Source organism: Streptomyces sp. RPT161 (assembly GCF_027533845.1).
GTDB lineage: Bacteria > Actinomycetota > Actinomycetes > Streptomycetales > Streptomycetaceae > Streptantibioticus_A > Streptantibioticus_A silvisoli_A.
Genome location: NZ_JAPZVN010000020.1, coordinates 22887 through 39497, shown reverse-complemented (window position 1 = coordinate 39497; position 16611 = coordinate 22887). Strand labels below are relative to the sequence as shown.

At 70.1% G+C, this 16611-nt stretch carries 15 protein-coding genes; 13 read left to right on the top strand and 2 right to left on the bottom strand.

The genetic code is table 11. The annotated features are described in order from the left end of the window. The first annotated feature begins 106 nt into the window (after positions 1–106). The 5 genes from O5O46_RS28255 to O5O46_RS28235 all read left to right on the top strand — a co-directional run bounded on the left by O5O46_RS28255 (position 107) and on the right by O5O46_RS28235 (position 4780). Entirely contained in the window at positions 107–439 is a 333-nt protein-coding gene (locus tag O5O46_RS28255; protein ID WP_269858436.1) for a hypothetical protein, read from the top strand. Between the two features lie 20 nt (positions 440–459). After that, positions 460–768, top strand: a complete 309-nt coding sequence (locus tag O5O46_RS28250) for a pore-forming ESAT-6 family protein (protein ID WP_269858435.1) — start codon at positions 460–462, stop codon at positions 766–768. Positions 769–844: 76 nt separating this feature from the next. Further along, on the top strand, positions 845–1255 hold the full coding sequence (locus O5O46_RS28245; RefSeq protein ID WP_269858434.1) for a DUF6507 family protein: 411 nt from the start codon (positions 845–847) through the stop codon (positions 1253–1255). Beyond that, positions 1252–3909 (top strand): hypothetical protein, encoded by a 2658-nt coding sequence (locus O5O46_RS28240; protein WP_269858433.1) that lies wholly within the window; start codon positions 1252–1254, stop codon positions 3907–3909. The genes O5O46_RS28245 and O5O46_RS28240 overlap by 4 nt, the downstream gene beginning before the upstream one ends. Before the next feature lie 13 nt (positions 3910–3922). Continuing rightward, a complete protein-coding gene (locus O5O46_RS28235; protein ID WP_269858432.1) occupies positions 3923–4780 on the top strand; it encodes an immunity 49 family protein in 858 nt (285 codons plus the stop codon). A gap of 403 nt (positions 4781–5183) precedes the next feature. Here the strand turns inward: O5O46_RS28235 and O5O46_RS28230 are convergent, their stop codons facing one another. Together O5O46_RS28230 and O5O46_RS28225 are read right to left on the bottom strand one after the other, a co-directional pair. Then, entirely contained in the window at positions 5184–5804 is a 621-nt protein-coding gene (locus O5O46_RS28230) for an RDD family protein (protein WP_269858431.1), read from the bottom strand. A 36-nt stretch (positions 5805–5840) separates the two neighbouring features. Next, complete coding sequence (locus O5O46_RS28225; protein ID WP_269858430.1) at positions 5841–6275, bottom strand: ATP-binding protein; 435 nt, start codon at positions 6273–6275, stop codon at positions 5841–5843. Between the two features lie 152 nt (positions 6276–6427). Between O5O46_RS28225 and O5O46_RS28220 the strand changes: the two genes are divergently transcribed. The 8 genes from O5O46_RS28220 to mshD are packed head-to-tail and all read left to right on the top strand — an operon-like array spanning position 6428 to position 16599. Continuing rightward, entirely contained in the window at positions 6428–7255 is an 828-nt protein-coding gene (locus O5O46_RS28220; protein WP_269858512.1) for a helix-turn-helix domain-containing protein, read from the top strand. Positions 7256–7266: 11 nt separating this feature from the next. Next, positions 7267–7464, top strand: a complete 198-nt coding sequence (locus O5O46_RS28215; protein ID WP_269858429.1) for a DUF397 domain-containing protein — start codon at positions 7267–7269, stop codon at positions 7462–7464. 59 nt (positions 7465–7523) lie between these two features. Further along, positions 7524–7793, top strand: a complete 270-nt coding sequence (locus tag O5O46_RS28210; RefSeq protein WP_269858428.1) for a hypothetical protein — start codon at positions 7524–7526, stop codon at positions 7791–7793. A 13-nt stretch (positions 7794–7806) separates the two neighbouring features. Continuing rightward, positions 7807–9171, top strand: coding sequence for an EsaB/YukD family protein (locus O5O46_RS28205; protein ID WP_269858427.1), 1365 nt, complete (start codon positions 7807–7809; stop codon positions 9169–9171). A gap of 33 nt (positions 9172–9204) precedes the next feature. Further along, on the top strand, positions 9205–10260 hold the full coding sequence (locus O5O46_RS28200) for a hypothetical protein (RefSeq protein ID WP_269858426.1): 1056 nt from the start codon (positions 9205–9207) through the stop codon (positions 10258–10260). Between the two features lie 31 nt (positions 10261–10291). Continuing rightward, the gene (eccCa, locus tag O5O46_RS28195; protein WP_269858425.1) at positions 10292–14260 is read left to right on the top strand and encodes a type VII secretion protein EccCa; all 3969 of its coding nucleotides are present in this window, start codon (positions 10292–10294) and stop codon (positions 14258–14260) included. Beyond that, a complete protein-coding gene (locus O5O46_RS28190) occupies positions 14257–15669 on the top strand; it encodes a DUF6177 family protein (protein ID WP_269858424.1) in 1413 nt (470 codons plus the stop codon). The genes eccCa and O5O46_RS28190 overlap by 4 nt, the downstream gene beginning before the upstream one ends. Positions 15670–15672: 3 nt before the next feature. Next, complete coding sequence (gene mshD / locus O5O46_RS28185) at positions 15673–16599, top strand: mycothiol synthase (protein ID WP_269858423.1); 927 nt, start codon at positions 15673–15675, stop codon at positions 16597–16599. Positions 16600–16611 lie beyond the last annotated feature (12 nt).

Below are 16611 nucleotides of genomic sequence, written 5' to 3'. Positions count from 1 at the left end.
GCGCAACCGGGTTGACCGAGGGGGAACCGAACCGCTGGGATGGACGTGGTGATGGGAGAATGGAACTGGCCTGAAAGGCCGGGGCCGAAAAGCATCGGGGGCTGATGTGAAGTTCGACATGGGGAACACCACCCTGTCCACGTTGATCAAGCAGACCCAGGGATCGAGTGAGGATCTGGGGTCGTTGATCAAGCAGTTGATCGCCGCGGCGCAGCCGTTGGAGGGGAAGTTCAACGGTGCGGGGAAGGCGGCGTTTGACGCGTTCAAGGCACAGTCGGACCGGATCACGGCGGATCTGAACAGTTCTCTGGGTTCGATCCTGGGCGGTCAGTCGGGCATGAACAAGTCGTTCACCACGGGTGACACGCAGATGTCGGATGACGCGCGGTCGGCGATGGGTTCGGCGAACTTCGACGCGGCCCGGTTCTCCGGCCGCTGAGACACAGGGGGATTGGGCTCATGGGTAACGCTGACCGTCGTAGCTACGACACGGGTGCGTCCGCCGAGGCGCAGACGAATCTGGCGGGTGTGATCTCGCAGTTGGAGACGGTGATCAACGCGCGGGACCAGCAGGTGAAGGCGGCGATGGCCGACTTCCAGGCCGACGGTGTCTCGGACGAGTACCACGGCAAGGAACAGCGGTGGAACCGCGCGGCCAACGAGGTGCGGCAGATCATCCACCTGGTGCGCTCCACGCTGGAGAAGAACGACGGCACGGCGCAGCAGACTCTGTCGCACGCGAAGTCGGCAGTGGACGGTATCGGCTGACGGCCTGAGGCCTTGCGGCGCGTTGTAGCGCCGGTTGCGAGTTCACGGGGATTTCACGGGGAGGGGCGGCAGCGGTATGTCGCATCCAGCGGGTAGGTGGAACATCGATCCTGCCGGTGTGAGCACGGTGGTGGGTAAGACCGGTGACATCGCCAAGGGCCTTCAGGGCCAGGTCACCGCATACGGCACCCATCTGCAAAGTGCGGCCAAGGACGCGGGCACGATCAGCAAGGGCGGCTCAGGCGACTACGGCGGCAAGGACGGCATGGGCCTGGTCGCACTCGCGCTGTCCAACTTCGCCGAAGCCACCAAGGGCCAGTTGGAGTTCATGGCCGAGCGCAGCGGCAAGTCGCTGACCGGCGCGGTGGATGCCACCAAGGACTACCTCAACGGTGATCTGGAGATGGCCGCCCAGGCGCAGAGCAACGCGCTGAAGGACACCACACCGCCTCCCGTCGCCCTGCCGCCCGCTGGGGGCAAGAAGTGAGCGGCGAGCTGATAAAGCCCGAGGAGATACCCCAGTTCACCGGCAACGTCGACCAACTCGAATCCGACGTCACCGACCTGCGCAACGACGCGGGGGCGATCGCCGGGACGGGTTCGGATGTCCACTCCACCTTCCAGGGGCTGTCCGCGTTCTACGAAGCCCCCGAGGCCGAGCAGCTGTTCGCCACCACCAAACCGGTCGCGGACGCGGGCAAGACCTTCGGTGACGACCTGAAGACGGTCGCCGGGGCGCTGTCCACATACGCCAGCGAGGTCAAGCCGATCGCGGCCAAGCTCAAGCAACTGCGCTCGGACGCCGAGGCGTTCGTCGCGGACGCCAAGAAGGACCACGACTGGCAGTACGACAGCCACAAGGTCGACCGCAACAACGATCTGCGCAAGCAGGTCGACACCGCCGTCGCCGCGTTCTGGGACGCCGAGATCCGCTGCGCCAACGCGATCGACGCGATCTTCGGCGGCACGCGGTACGTGCACAACGACGGCAGCAACAAGTCGAACATGTACGGCTACACCGCCGACCAGCTCGACGGCGCCAAGGGCCTGCCGTGGGGTGACGCGGTCGATCTGAAGTACCACTGGTACCGCATCGACCACTGGGCCAAGTCCTTCGTGTGGGACGGCCTGATCGTCGACGGCATCTGGGGCACCCTCAAGGGCCTGGGCGGACTGGTCGGCCTGGAAGGCTGGGACACCTTCGTCAACTCCTGGAAGGGACTGGGCGAGTTGGCTGTCGGCCTGGCCAGCTACTCCGTCCCGTTCGGCTACCTCGTCCCCGACTCCGCACTGCCCGGCTGGGTACAGGAGAGCCGCAAGACCACCCGCGCGTTCGGCAAGAGCCTGGTCGCCTGGGACGAATGGGGCAAGGACCCCGCCCGCGCCGCGGGCGGCGTCGTCTTCAACGCCCTGACCCTGCTGGCGGGCGGCGAAGGCGTGGCCGCCAAGGCCGGGACGGTCGGCAAGGTCGTCGGCGTGCTGGGCAAGGCGGGCAAGTTCATCGACCCCATGACCTACGTCGCCAAGGGCGCAGGCGTCGCGTTGAAGGGCATCGGCGACCTCCCCAAGGTAGCCGCCGCCATGGACGCGTTGAAGGGCCTGAAGGACCAGGCCGTCTTCAACGTCAAGGGCCTGATCAACGTAGACGCACTCAAGGCCCGCTTCGGCTCCCTGCCAGACGGCACCGTCCCGTTGCCCGACGGCGGCCACATCGACGCCAACCTCAACTACCACGCACCGGACGGGACCGTCCACGAGCCGGTACACGAGCCGTCCGCGACGGACCGCGCCACGGCATCGGCGCCTGACGTCCATGTCGAGGCCCCCGCAGAACGCCAACTGGTCACGGTGGGTGGCGGCAACCACGACCTGGCCCCCACTCTCGGCCACGACGGCGGAAACGTTCCGTCCGACATGAGCCACGGCGGCGGCAACCACGAGCCACCCAACGCGATGGCCCACACGGACCACCAGGTACACAACAGCACTGGTGGGGGCCGTGAGCCACAGAATGGTTTCACCCAAACAAGTCACGACGCGCACAACTCGGCCGGCGGAGGTCACGGCACAACCACCACTGACCACGGCCCCGGTCACTCTGGCAGCAACGTTTCATCGGGTACCGAAGGGCACCACGTGCCCTCAGGGCCGACCCACGGCCCTGATGTCCCAGGCGACCACTCAGTGCCGGGCGAGCATGACCACGGTGGTTCCGGTGGCCACCACGGCCACCGCCCGTACGACCAACTCACACAAGACGAGCAGCGCGAAGTCGTTCGGCAGCAAGTCCAAAAGGCCAACCACGATCCCGAGTGGTTCAAGAAGCATTACAACGTCGACGGCCATCGGCACAGGATTGAGAACACTGACGAGAACGGCTACCCGCTGGCGAAGCTGAAGAAGGTCACACCCGACGCACAGCATCCCAAGGGGTGGATCGCAGCAGACGATGCCCCGCCGCCGATCCCGCCGAAGTACAAGCACGTCAATCCCATAGTCGGAGACAGGGCGACGGTGTCGCCTGAACATCTCGGCCAGCTCGATGAACAAGCCGCCCGACGAGACCACGCAGTCGCAGCAGATCAGGCCGCGGAGCACCACTTGGACGCGGCCAAACAGGCACACGAGGCCGCCAAACACACGCAAGACGCCAACGCCATAGAGGCAGCGCACAACCACCTGGAGCAGGCAAAGGAATCTCACAGCCCCCTGCATTCCGCGATGAACAAGGCGAGCGAGGAATTCGGGGACAACTCAGCCGAATACCACGCAATACCGCACCACTATCCGGATGCCGTCCGGGTCGACAACCGGGCGACGGGAAACAACCGCTTCGACCAGATATGGCAGCGGCACGACGGACACTACGTGGTCGTCGAGGCCAAGGGTTCACCTAAGGCCGAACTCGGACATCGCCAAGGCCTCACCGGCCGCAGCGTCAAGCAAGGGACGCGGGAATACTTCGAGACCATCCTTAAGGAAATGCGCAAGCGGGCCGCTACCGATCCGCAGGAAGCAGCACTTGAGCGGCAGCTACGCAAGGCCCTCAAACAGGGCAAGGTCGATTACGTACTGGTCAAGGCGGTGCCCAACGGAAGCGAGTATGCTGGTTACTTGATGAAGCACTTCGACATCGGCTAGAGGAGCAATACAAGTGGCTGTTATCGTGCCACGCCACGAATTCCCCACCGCCAATGCGGCACGGGGCGTAGAGGTGCTCAGCGAGGGCACGAAGGAAGAAATCGCCGACCTGGAAGAGTCGCCCGACTTCGACAGTGCACTGGACGCCGCCCTCACCGAGGCCCAGACGCGCTGTGTCCTCGACCCCACGGCGAACGAACTTGAGACGTGGGAAGCCTATGTCGCGGCCATGCAGATCGGTTCCGCGATGTTCGCGTCAGCGACCGCAACAGAGGACACGGTGCAGTGCCGGGTCGCGCACAAAACGAGGACGATCCCAGCCACCGGCGTCCAGTACTACACGGATGCCGGAAACTGGATCACCTCATTCTGGCTTGCCATCATCTGCCGCGAACAAGCTCGCATGACCCAGCTGTGCAACGTCCCTATCGCCGTACTGCGCGAATCCGGTGCGGTGTTCGACGAGTACATCTACTCATGGGTGGACACGCTCCAGGCGTACTGGCTCGAACGGCCCGAACTGGGCGACAAGCTGGTCGCTGCCATGGAGGGAACCGACCCCGAGGTGCTGCAGGTCGCCGACCGTGAACTGATCCTGAAGATCCTGTATCCGCCGATCAACCTCTTCTACCGCTTCCTGCGCCAGGACCACGAGCAGTTCAACTCCGAGCTGGCCAAGGCCCTGCAGTGGCACAAGGAGTACTGGACCAAGGACGAGGAGCGGGCAACCAGCAGCGAGGGCCTGGTCGCGCTCGGCCCGCTGGCCATTGCATGCCTCGCCTACGACGCCGGTGTGCCCATCGAGGTCGAGTCCGAATACCTGCCCAAGCATCTGCTACGGCGCAGTTGGCTGGGCGAGTTCGAAACCTGAGATCTCAACGTGGCGGAAAAGTAACTGCGGTTGGCGTCGAATCCGTCACCCAAGAGATCAACGCAAAGCGCTGAATCGTAGCGCTTAGACCGGGAATCGAAAGTGAGGGGCTGGATGGGTACGGGGCTTTCGGGCAGAGCCAGGAGCCGCCCCGGCCAGCTCGACGCTCGTGGACATCGACGACCCGGACGTGGACATGATGGCGGGTGGTTGGTGTGGTCGGGGGCCGAGCGGCTCGTCGCCTCGATTGATCGGCACCGGGGAACTGTGCGTATCGCTGCGCCAGTTGATCTGACCGGCAACGATGACCACCGCGCTGTCTGGCAGAGGGACTTCCTGCTGGTGACCAGTTCGCACGTTGCCGTGCTTGCTTTCAGCATCGACGACTGAGGCCCTGGCCCCCCTAGCCCCGCTGTCGGATGACCGCCGTCTGTACGGCCTTGTCGTGTAGGCACTGGTAGTACGGGCGGTCCCAGAGGAGCCACAGCGCGTTGAGTAGGCCCAGGAACGGGATGAACGTCATCACCAGGTGGAGGAGCCAGCGGCCCAAGGCCTGGCCGAAGCCGAGGCGTTCGGTCGGGCTGGTCAGCGGGACGGCGCGAGTTCCCGCGCAGCGCTTGCCCAGTGTGCGGCCCCACAGGACGGTCTGCACCGGGTCGTACAGGACGACCCACGCGAGCATCACCACGAGGTGGCACACCAGCAGCGCGCCGCTCTCCGGCGCGCTCCCCGGGCGGCCCGTCACCCGGCCGATGAGCAGGAACACGATGCCCACGAGCACGGCGCCCAGGAAGACGAACAGGAAGTCGAGGGCGTGACCGCCCAGCCGCTGGCCGGGGTTGGCCAGCACCGGCGGGTTACGCGGATCCTGCTGCACGGCGGGCCACGCCTCCGGCGGTAGGTAGCCCATGGGCGGTGGCGGATACGCCCCGTACGGGGTTCCGCCCATGGGCGGGTACGGAGCCTGGCCCGGGTAGGGCGGAGTTGGGTAGCGGGGCGGTTCGGCGTTGTATGGGCTGCTCATCGCACACCATTCAAACAGGCCTGCCCGCTGCGGCGGTCACGCCGCCATGTCGAACGCGTCGCGCCTCAGGATCTCGAACCACAGCAACTTGCCGTGCCTGCTGCCGAGTTCCTCGCCCATCTCGTATCCGCCGTAGTTGTCCGCCCAACGCCGTACGAGCATCAGACCGCGGCCCTGCTCGCTGTCCGGTTCCGGCACCGGAAGCGTGCCGTTCGCGAACGGTGGCGGGATGGTGGGATTGGTGTCCCATACGCCGACGCGCAGCCGGTTCGCCATGCTGCGGACGCGGAGCAGGGACGGGCCGCTGGAGTGGCGGTAGGCGTTGGTGACCAGTTCGCTGGTCAGCAGCTCTGTCGGGTCCAGGAGTTCGCCCAGGCCGTGAGTGGTCAGTACGGTACGGAGTGTGATGCGTGCGATACGTACTGCGCGTGCGTCGTGCGGGAGTTGGAGCGTGTACGTCCAGAGGTCCATGGGGGCTCCCGTGGAGGATGGAGTGGATTGCGTCACACCATATGGCGGCGACTGTAAGGTCTGACAGTTGCTGGATGTAATCCCTTACAACACCATCCGTGTGGGTGACGGGAGGAGATGAAGCTACGTTGCAGCCGACCACCGTTCCGACGATGCGCCAGCAGCGCCTTGGCTCCGAGCTGCGGAAGCTCCGCGAGCGTGCGGGACTCTCGTCAACAGAAGCTGCTGGCCTCCTCGGAGGTCCCCAATCGCAGATGAGCAACATCGAGGCGGGCCGATACGCCGTCAGCGCCGACCGCGTGCGGACCTTGGCGCGCAACTACACCTGCTCTGACGAGGCTCTGATCGAAGCCCTCGCCGGGATGACCGGCGGGCGGACGCGGGGCTGGTGGGAGGACTACCGCGAACTGCTCCCCAGCGGTCTCCTCGACTTGGCGGAGATGGAACACCACGCCCGAAAGCTGCGTGTCGCCTCCGTGATCCACGTTCCGGGACTCCTACAAACAACGGATCACGCTCGCGCGAGCTTCAACGAGACCGTACCGACGCTGACGCCGTTCGAGGTGGAACACCGGGTCTCATACCGGATCAAGCGCCAGGCGATCCTGCACGGGAACACGCCCGTCCCGTACACGGCCATCGTCCACGAAGCCGCCTTGCGCATGAGCCTTGGCGGCCCCGAAGTCGCGCGCAAGCAGCTTGAACACCTCATCGCGGTAAGCGATTCCGACAACATCACCGTGCTCGCGATCCCGTTTGGCGAGCCATCCTTCGTGTCCTCCGGCCAACCGATCACCTACGCGTACGGACCGGTGCCGCAGCTCGACACCGTCGAGCTGGATACGGCGCATGGTTGTGAGTTCCTGGACGCCGAGGCGCAATTGGCGAAGTACCGGTCGGTACTGGACCGCATGGAGGAATCGGCTCTCAAGCCGGGCAAGACGCGGGACTTGATCAGAAGCATCGCAAAGGGATTGTGAAGGAGTCATACGTGTCCAGGCTCACCTGGCAGAAGTCCTCCTACAGCGAGGAAGGCGCCAACTGCGTCAACGTCGCCATATCCTCCGGCAGAACACCGCGGATCCACCTCCGCGAAAGCGACCGCCCGGAGGCCATCGTCACCACCACCTCCGCCCACCTCGCCAGCCTGCTGCAAAAGATCAAGGCAGGCGAGCTCGACCAGCCGTAGTTGCCGCGCCCCGGGAGGGCTACCCTCGTCACCCCACACACCCAGCGGAGCGGAAAGCGATGGCACGCGACTTCGACAGTCAGCTTCTTGAGTCCGTGGCCGTGCGGCGGAGGCGGTTGCGGGACGCGTTGCTGCACGGGGCGATGCGGACTCGGCGGAGCACCGACGAGAACCTGCGCAAGGCGTTCGCCGGGGTGGCGTTGGCGGCGGTGATGTGTGCGGGGTGTGTGGGGTGGTCGTTCGTCTCGCATCGGCTGGCGCACCAGACGCAGCCCGGGCTGGTGCCGGTCACCTCGTCCCCGAGCCCCGCCAGCGGCTCACCGCGATGATAGGTTCGGCGAAATGGTGAGTACGGGGGCCAAGCGTGCTACGCGGTTGAGTCGGGTCACCCTGGTGGGTGAGCGGCGACGCGTGGATCTCGTGCTGCCCTCAGAGGAGCCGATCGGACGGCTGCTCCCCGAAGTCCTGGTGCTGTTGGACGACGCGGTGAGTTCGCCGCCGGTCCCCCGCCACCTGGTCACCGCGCACGGAACCGTGCTGCCGCAGGACAGTTCGCTGGCCTCCGCCGGAGTGGCGGACGGTGCGGTGCTGCGGCTGGTGCGCACCCAGTACGCGCCCGCGGCGCCCGTCGTGCACGACGTCACCGACGAGGTGGCGGACGACCTGGACCTGCGGGCCTGGCGATGGCGGCCCGCCGCCCGGCGGTGGACCGCCGGGGCGCTGGTCCTCGTACTGGGCCTGGTCGCCGCGCTGTTGGCCTGGGGTGATGTGGGCGCGACCGCCGTCGCCCCATGGCTGCTGGCGATCGGCGCCGCCGCGCTGGCGGGCGGCGCGGTAACCGCCAAGGTGGGCAACCGGGGTCTGGGCACCGCCCTGATGGTGACCGGCGGCGCGCTGGGCGGCTGCGGCACCTGGGCGCTGTCCGACGCACACGGCTGGCCGGTCGCCGCGCACTGGGGCGGGCTGGCCGGCGTACTGGTGCTCACCCTCGCGCTGCTCGGGCTGTTCTCCCCGGTCGGCCGCGGCGGTCTGGTCGGCGCGGGCGCGCTGACGCTGACCGGTGCGGCGTGGGAGGCGGTCGCCGCGCTGACCGGCGCCGCGCACGGCGCGGTGGACCAGGCGCGGCTCGGCGGAGTGCTCACCGTGGCCTCGGTCGTCGCGCTGGGCGTACTGCCGCGCTGTGCGCTGGTGGCGGCCGGGCTGACCCGGCTGGACGACCGGCGGGCGGGCGGCGCGTCGGTGAGCCGGTACGAGGTGAACACCGCGCTGGCCGCCGCGCACCGCGGGCTGTCGGTGGCGACGGTGACCGTCGCCACCTCCTGCGCGGCGGCGGGCTGGCTGCTGCTGGCCGCGCCGAACGCCTGGACCGTGCCGATGACCGTGCTGCTGGCCGTGGCGCTGCTCTCCCGTTCCCGGGCGTTCCCGCTGATCGCCGAGGTCGTGGCGTTGCAGGCGGCCACCGGGGTGCTGCTGACCCGGTTGGTCGCGGTGTGGCTGGCGCACTCGGCGCACGCCTGGCCGGTGCTGGTGATGTGTGCCGCCGCGCTGCTGCCGCTGGTGGTGCTGGCGGTCGAGCCGCCGGAGCACGTACGGGTACGGCTGCGCCGGGCGATGGACCTGGCCGAGACGCTCAGCGTGGTGGCGCTGTTCCCGCTGGTGCTCGGCGTGTTCGGGGTGTACGGGCAACTGCTCGGCGCCTTCGGGTAGGACGTTCACGTGAGTAGAGGGGAGGGACCGCGAGTGCCCGAGGACGACTGGCAGCGTGCCGTGCTCAACGATGTCGCCACGCCGGCCTCCGAGCCCACCCCGCCACCGGCGGCCCCGGCCCCCGTAACCCCGCCGCCGGAGGTGGCCGACGTACCGCCGCCCGCCCCTGAACCGCCCGCGCCCGCACCGACGTTGCCGCCGGAGGCTGCGGCGCTGCTCACGGGTAAGCCCAAGAAGGGCGACTCGGCGGCCCGCCGGATCAAGCGCGCGCTGGGCGGAGTGTTCTCCTCGGCGGCCCGCGAGACCGCCGAAGTCACCGGTGTGGCACGGCAGTTGCAGCAGCCGATCACCACCGGTCGGCAGATCGTGGTCACCAGCGTGCACGGCGGGGCGGGCAAGAGCACCGTCACCGCGCTGCTCGGCTCCGCGTACGCGCACTACCGGCCCGACCCGGTGCTGGTGATGGAGGCCAATCCGACGCTGGGCACGCTGCCGGTGCGGCTGGCCGCGCCGTCGCTGCGCTGGACGATGGGCGATGTGGCCAGGGTGGTGGCCCCGTCGATGCGGTTCGACCAGGTCATCGGGTACCTGGTCGGGCTGCCCGAGGGCGGCTGGCTGCTGCCGGGCAGCAAGGGGCAGATCGGCGCGCAGGTGAGCCTGGCGGAGTACCAGACGGTGGCCGTGGCGCTGCGCCGCTACTTCGCGATCACGGTGGTGGACTGCGAGACGCTGCCGGGCGAGTTGGCCCGTAGCGCGCTGGCCGGTGCGCAGGCCCGGGTGCTGGTGGCACCGGCGACGGTGGAGGGCGTGGCGGCGGCGCGCACCGTGCTGGAGTGGATGGGCAGTGTGCCGCGTCCGATGCTGCCCGGCACCGTGGTGGCGCTCAACTCCACCTCGCCGCACACCGCGATCGACCTCGAAGCCGCCATGCGGTACCTGCGGGTCGGCGACACACCGGTGGTGCACGTGCCGTACGACCGGCATCTGGCCGCGGGCGGGGCGGTACGGCTCTCGCTGCTCGGGCAGGAGACGCGGGACGCCACCGCGCGGCTCGGCGCCGAGCTGCTGGACCGGGCCGTGCGCAGGTGACGTACCAGAACCCCATATTCCGGAGGCGGTCATGACGATCCGGCTGGTGCACCGTCCGGCGCGGACCACACGCCATCTGGTCGGCAGCGAGCCGCGCACCGTGGAGGCGCCGCCGAACCTGCCGGAGGGCAAGACCGGTGGCGCCGCGCACACCCTGATGCCGATCGCCGGGGTGATGAGCTCGGTCGTGATGATGACGGTGCTGCGCAGCGGGCAGTACGCGGCCGTCGGCGCCATGGTGCTGGTGGTGACCGTGCTGGGCAGCATGGGGCTGCTGCTGTCGCAGCGCGGCAAGGCGCAGCGCACCCGGCGCTCCCAGCGCGAGCGGTACCTGGAGTACCTGGAGCAGCTGCGCGAGGAGTTGGCGGCCGACGAGCGGGCGCACCGCGAGGCGTCGCGGATACTCAACCCGCCGCCGGAGGCGCTCTACGACGTGGTGCGCGACCCGGCGCGGCTGTGGGAGCGGCGCCGCCTTGACCGGGACTTCCTCCAGGTGCGCATCGGCACCGGCGAGTTGGCGGTGCGCGAGTTGACGCTGGCCAAGCCGGGCAGCAGCGTGCTGACCCCGCCGGACCCGTTCATGCTCAACGAGGCCAACGCGCTGCTGCACCGCTACCGCACCGGAAGCGATCTGCCGCTGCCGGTGCCGCTGGACCGGGCGGGCAACGTCAGTGTCGTCGGCCCGCGCGAGGACGTGCTGCGTGCGGTGCGCACCCTGCTGGCGCACGCGTCGGTGTTCCACGCGCCCGACGACGTGGCGATCGCGCTGGCCTGCCCGGCCGAACGGCTCGCCGACTGGGAGTGGTTGAAGTGGCTGCCACACGCGGTCGACGCGGAGCAGTTGGACGGCCCGGTACCGGCCCGCCGGATCGCCCCCGATCTCGGCCAGCTCGGCGTGCTGCTCCGCGACGACCTGCGGCAGCGCGCCGCGTACGCCGCCGAGGTGCGGCGCGGGCTGTCCGACAAGAGCGCGCTGGCGCAGACGCCCCGGCTGCTGGTGATCAGCGACGGCTACGGCGCGGTCGCGGACGAACTGCCGCGCACCGACGAGGCGGTGCCGCTGGAGGCGATGGGTGTCACCGTGCTGCACCTGGTCGCCGAGCGGGTGGCCGAGCCGGGTCAGGTGGCGGTGCGGATCACCACCGCCGACGGCCAGGCCACGGTGGAGGACCTGCGCGGTGAACGGCCCGTGATCTCCCAGGGGTTGGTGGACGAGGTCGGCATCGCCGGGGTGGAGGGGCTGGCCCGGATGCTGTCCCCACTGCGGCTCTCGGCCGACTCGGTCACCGAGGACGGGCCGGTCAGCGGTCCGCTTGACTTCCCCGCTCTGCTGGGCATCGACGATCCGGCCGCGCTGGACCTGGAGCGGCTGTGGGCGCCGCGCGGGGAGCGGGGCTTCCTGCGGGTGCCGATCGGGGTCGCGGACGACCGGCAGCCGGTGCTGCTGGACCTGAAGGAGTCCGCCGAACTCGGTATGGGGCCGCACGGGTTGTGCGTCGGCGCCACCGGCTCCGGCAAGAGCGAGCTACTGCGCACGCTGGTGCTGGCGCTGGCCGTGACCCATCCGCCGGACGCGCTGTCGATGATGCTGGTCGACTACAAGGGCGGCGCGACCTTCGCACCGTTCGCCGAACTGCCGCACGTGGCCGGGCTGATCACCAACCTGGAGAACGACGCCGGGCTGATCGAGCGCGCGCACGCCAGCCTGGCGGGCGAGATCCAGCGCCGTCAGCAGGTACTCAAGGACGCGGGGAACGTCGCCGACATCTCGCAGTACGCGGCGGAGCGCGCGGTGCGCCCCGAACTTCCGCCGCTGCCGCATCTGCTGGTGGTCATCGACGAGTTCGGTGAACTGCTCACGGCCAAGCCGGACTTCATCGAGCTGTTCTTGTCCATCGGCCGGATCGGCCGCAGCATCGGCGTCCATCTGCTGCTGTCCAGCCAGCGCATCGAGGGCGGCAAGCTCAAGGGCCTGGACACCTATCTGTCGTACCGGCTGGGGCTGCGCACCTTCTCGCCCGAGGAGTCCCGCACGGTGCTGGACACCCCGGACGCCTTCCATCTGCCGCCACTGCCCGGCTTCGGCTACCTGAAGGTCGACACCAGCGCGTACGAGCGGTTCAAGGCGGGGTACGTCTCCGGCCCGTACCGCGGCCCGACCCGGCAGGAGGAGGTAGCCGAGGGGCCCAGCGCGCTGCCCTACCCCGCGTACAACACCCTCGCCGCCCCCGAGCCGGGCGCCGCCGACGCCGAGCCGGTGGTGCCGCGGCGCACCGTGGGCGCCACCGAACTGTCGGTCATGGTCGAGCAGTTGCGCCGCGCCGCCGAGCCGGTGCGGCGGATCTGGCTGCCGCCGCTGCCGGAAGCGCTCACCCTGGACTCGGTGGCCGGTCCGGTGGACCTCACCGCCCGCGGGCTGCACCTGACGCGGCGACCGGGACCGATGCGGGTGCCGCTGGGCCTGCTGGACGATCCGACCCGGCAGTGGCAGGGGCCCTGGCACCTGGACCTGACCAGGGCGGGCGGGCACGCGGCGATCATCGGCGGGCCGCAGTCCGGCAAGACCACGCTGCTGCGCTCCCTCGTACTGTCACTGGCCCTGACGCACACCCCGCAGGAGGTCGGGGTCTACGGGCTCGACCTGGTCGGCGGCGGACTCCAGGCGCTGTCCGGGCTGGCGCACGTGGGCGGTGTCGCGGGACGCTCGGACCGGGAGCGGGTGCGGCGCACCGCGGAGGAGGTGCGCGGGATGCTGGCCGCCCGCGAGGAGATCTTCCGCGAGCACGGTGTGGACTCCGTCGAGCAGTTGCGCGCGGCGCGGGCCGCCGGTCAGCTCGGCGAACTGCCGTCCACCGACATCGTCTTGGTGGTCGACGGCTTCGGCGCGCTGCGTGACGACTTCGACGACATCGACGGCCTTGTCACCGACCTGCTGCAACGCGGCGGCGGCTATGGCATCCACGTGGTCGCGGCGATGCTGCGCTGGAACGACGTGCGGATCGCCGCCCAGTCCACCTTCGGCACCCGGATGGAACTGCGGCTGAACGACCCCAGCGATTCCAGCATCGACCGCAAGCTGGCCGAGGCACTCTCCCCCGACCAGCCCGGGCGGGTGCTGACCGACGGCAAGCTGGTCGCACAGGCAGCGCTGCCCCGCATCGACGCACTGGCCACGGCGGACGGGCTGGGCGCGGTGGTGGAGCGGACCGCCCGTGCCATCGGTGACGCCTGGCCCGGCGAGCCCGCCCAGCCGGTCAAGGTGCTGCCCACCCGGCTGCCGGCCGGCGCGCTTCCGTCGGTGGGCCGGGAGCCGCGCAGGGTGCCGATCGGCGTGGACCAGACGGCGCTCGCCCCGGTGCTGCTCGATCTGTTCGACCGCGACCAGCACCTGCTGGTGCTCGGTGACGACGAGTGCGGCAAGACCAATCTGCTGCGGTTGATCGCCCGCGGGCTGCTGGAGCGCTACTCCGACGAGGAGTTGGTGTTCGCCGTGATGGATCCGCGGCGCGGCCTGCGCGAGGTGGTGCCCGAGCCGTACCGGGGCGGCTACGCGCACAACACCCGGGTCTGCGGCGGGCTGGCGACCGGCATCGCGGGAGAACTCGACAAGCGGATCCCGGAGGAGCTGACGGACGGCGCCACGTTCACCGGCCCGCGGATCGTGGTGCTCATCGACGACTACGACGTGCTGACCACCGCGGGCCAGCAGCCGCTGGCGCCGTTCCTGCCCTACGTGCCGTCCGCGCCCGACATCGGTCTGCACTTCGTGGTCACCCGCCGGGTCTCCGGCGCGGCGCGCGGGCTGTACGACCCGTTCCTGCTCGCGCTGCGGGAGAGCGGCACCACCGGGCTGCTGCTGTCCGGTGACCGGTCGGAGGGCCAGCTGTTCTCCAACCTGTACGCCACGGCCCAGCCCGCCGGACGCGGCACCCTGGTGCGTCGCGGCGAGGCCCCGCGCCTGATCCAGACCGCGCTCGTCCCGGAGGACCCCGCCACGTGACCAAGGACGCCATCGCCCTGACCCCGCGGATGCCGGACATCCGCACGATCGCCGGTGCGCTGCTCGCGGCGGGGCCCGAGCTGCGGCTCCAGTCGCTGGCGGACGGCGCGGTCGTCCAGCTGTGCGACGACGCGGGCCGCCCGCTGCTGTCCGTGGAGGCGCCGGTGCTGGTGGAGGTGCCGGGCGAGACCCGGCGGCTGCTCGGGCCGCAGGCGGACGCCCGCACCCCGCTGTGGTGGACCGAGGCGCGGGCCTCCACCGCGGTGACCGGGGGTGAGCGGCTCGCCGCCGCGTTCGCCGGGCATCTGGCCCGCCACCTCGACGGCACCACCTGGCCGCCGGACGCCGCCGACGTGCCGGACGCCCCGCTGGACGGCACCGCCACGGTGGCGCCCGCACCGGCCGCCGCGCAGCCCGCCGTCGACGTGCTCACCGACCGGGTGGCCGTGGTGATCCAGGAGCGCCCGGTCATCGCCATGACCACCTGGCTCTCCGATGTGCTGCGCGCCTGTGTCGGCAGCAACCGGGCTTTGCAGATCGTCTCCCCGGCGGGCTCCCGGCTGAGTCTGCCCACCCGGCTGGCGCTGTCCGGCCCGCCGCACCGCTGGGTCATCCGCGATGACGCGGGCGGCTACCACGACGGCCTGTCCGGTGCCCAACTGCACTGGCGGGACGGCGCGTTCCGGCCGGTCGAGGGAGCCGGGCCGACCGAGGCGTTCCTCGGTGCCGACGCCACCGACGAGCGGCAACTGCTGCTGTCGTTCCGCACCTGCCACCCCGCCGAGGAGCAACTGGTGCTCGGCGGCGCGCTGGAGAGCGCCTGGCGGGCGTTGACCGGTTCGCTCCCGGTGGGCTGGGGCACCGCCGAGCCGGTGGGTTCGCCCTGGTCCCGGCAGGAGATCACCGCGCTGGCCCGGGGTCGCGCGCCGGACGGCACCTGGCTGGTCGTGGTCGGCGGCCAGGACCGCCCGGCGCACGCCACGATGCGGGTGGCGCGCACGCGGGACGGGGTGGAGGAGGACATCAGCCTGGTGGTCGGCGGCACCGACGGCGACCTTCCGCCGGCCGACCGACTGCGGGCCCTGGCGGATGAGTTGACCTCGCGGTACGGGTTGCGGAACCTGCTGGTGCAGCGCCGGTCGGCGCGCGGTGACCTCACCGTGCCCGCCCGGCTGGAGGCGCTTCCGGTTCCGCTCGCGTTCGCGGTGGGGCCCGCGGAGGTCGACGAGATCGGCCTGGACCGGGCCCGCCGTCCACCGCTCGGCCCGGCGCCGCACACCCTGGGGGCGGCGGCGGCCCCGGGCTTCTACTACGAGCTGGGTGACGGGACTTCGGCCGCCGGTTGGGCACACCTGGAGCAGCTGATGCGGCATCTGCGGAACCCCGTGGGCGGCCCGCCTAAACTCTGAACCATGACGGACCCAGCGAAGCCTGCCGCAACGCGTCGGATCGAGACCCTGGACGAGGTGCCGCCGGACACCGCCCGCGAGGTGCTGGAACTCATCGAGCGTGCGGCGGCCCAGGACGGCCAGTCCGCGGTCTCCGAGCAGGGACGGCTGAACCTGCGCGGCGGACGGCGCCCGGGGATCCGGCATCTGCTGCTGTACGTCGGCGAACGGCTCACCGGGTACGCGCAGTTGGAGGAGAGCGACCCGGTCGAGGCGCCCGCCGCCGAGCTGGTCATCGACTCCGGTGCGCGCGGGCGCGGCCACGGGCGGGCGCTCGGGCACGCGCTGCTGGACCTGTCCGGCAAGCGGCTGCGGGTGTGGGCGCACGGCGGCCACGCCGCCGCCCGGCACCTCGCCGCGCAGCTCGGGTTGGCGCTGTTCCGGGAGCTGCGGCAGATGCGGCGTCCGCTGCCGGGTGGGGCGGCGCTGCCGGAGCCGGTGCTTCCGGAGGGCGTCAGGCTGCGGACGTTCCGGCCCGGGGAGGACGACGCGCAGTGGCTGGCGGTGAACGCGGCGGCGTTCGCGCACCACCCTGAGCAGGGTTCGCTCACCCAGCGTGACCTGGACGACCGCAAGGCCGAGACGTGGTTCGACCCCTCCGGGTTCCTCCTCGCGGTGCGTGGTGAGCGGATCGTGGGCTTCCACTGGACCAAGGTGCATGCCGACGAGAAGCTCGGCGAGGTCTACGTTCTGGGCGTCGCCCCCGAGGAGCAGGGCACGGGCCTCGGCAAGGCGCTGACCGCGGCGGGGTTGCGGCACCTCGCGTACGAGCGGAAGATGCCGACCGCGATGCTGTATGTCGACGCCGACAACGTTCCGGCCGTCACGGTGTACGAACGGCTTGGGTTCACCACCCACGAGGTGGACCTGATGTACCGGACGGAGACCTGATCCCGCACGGGT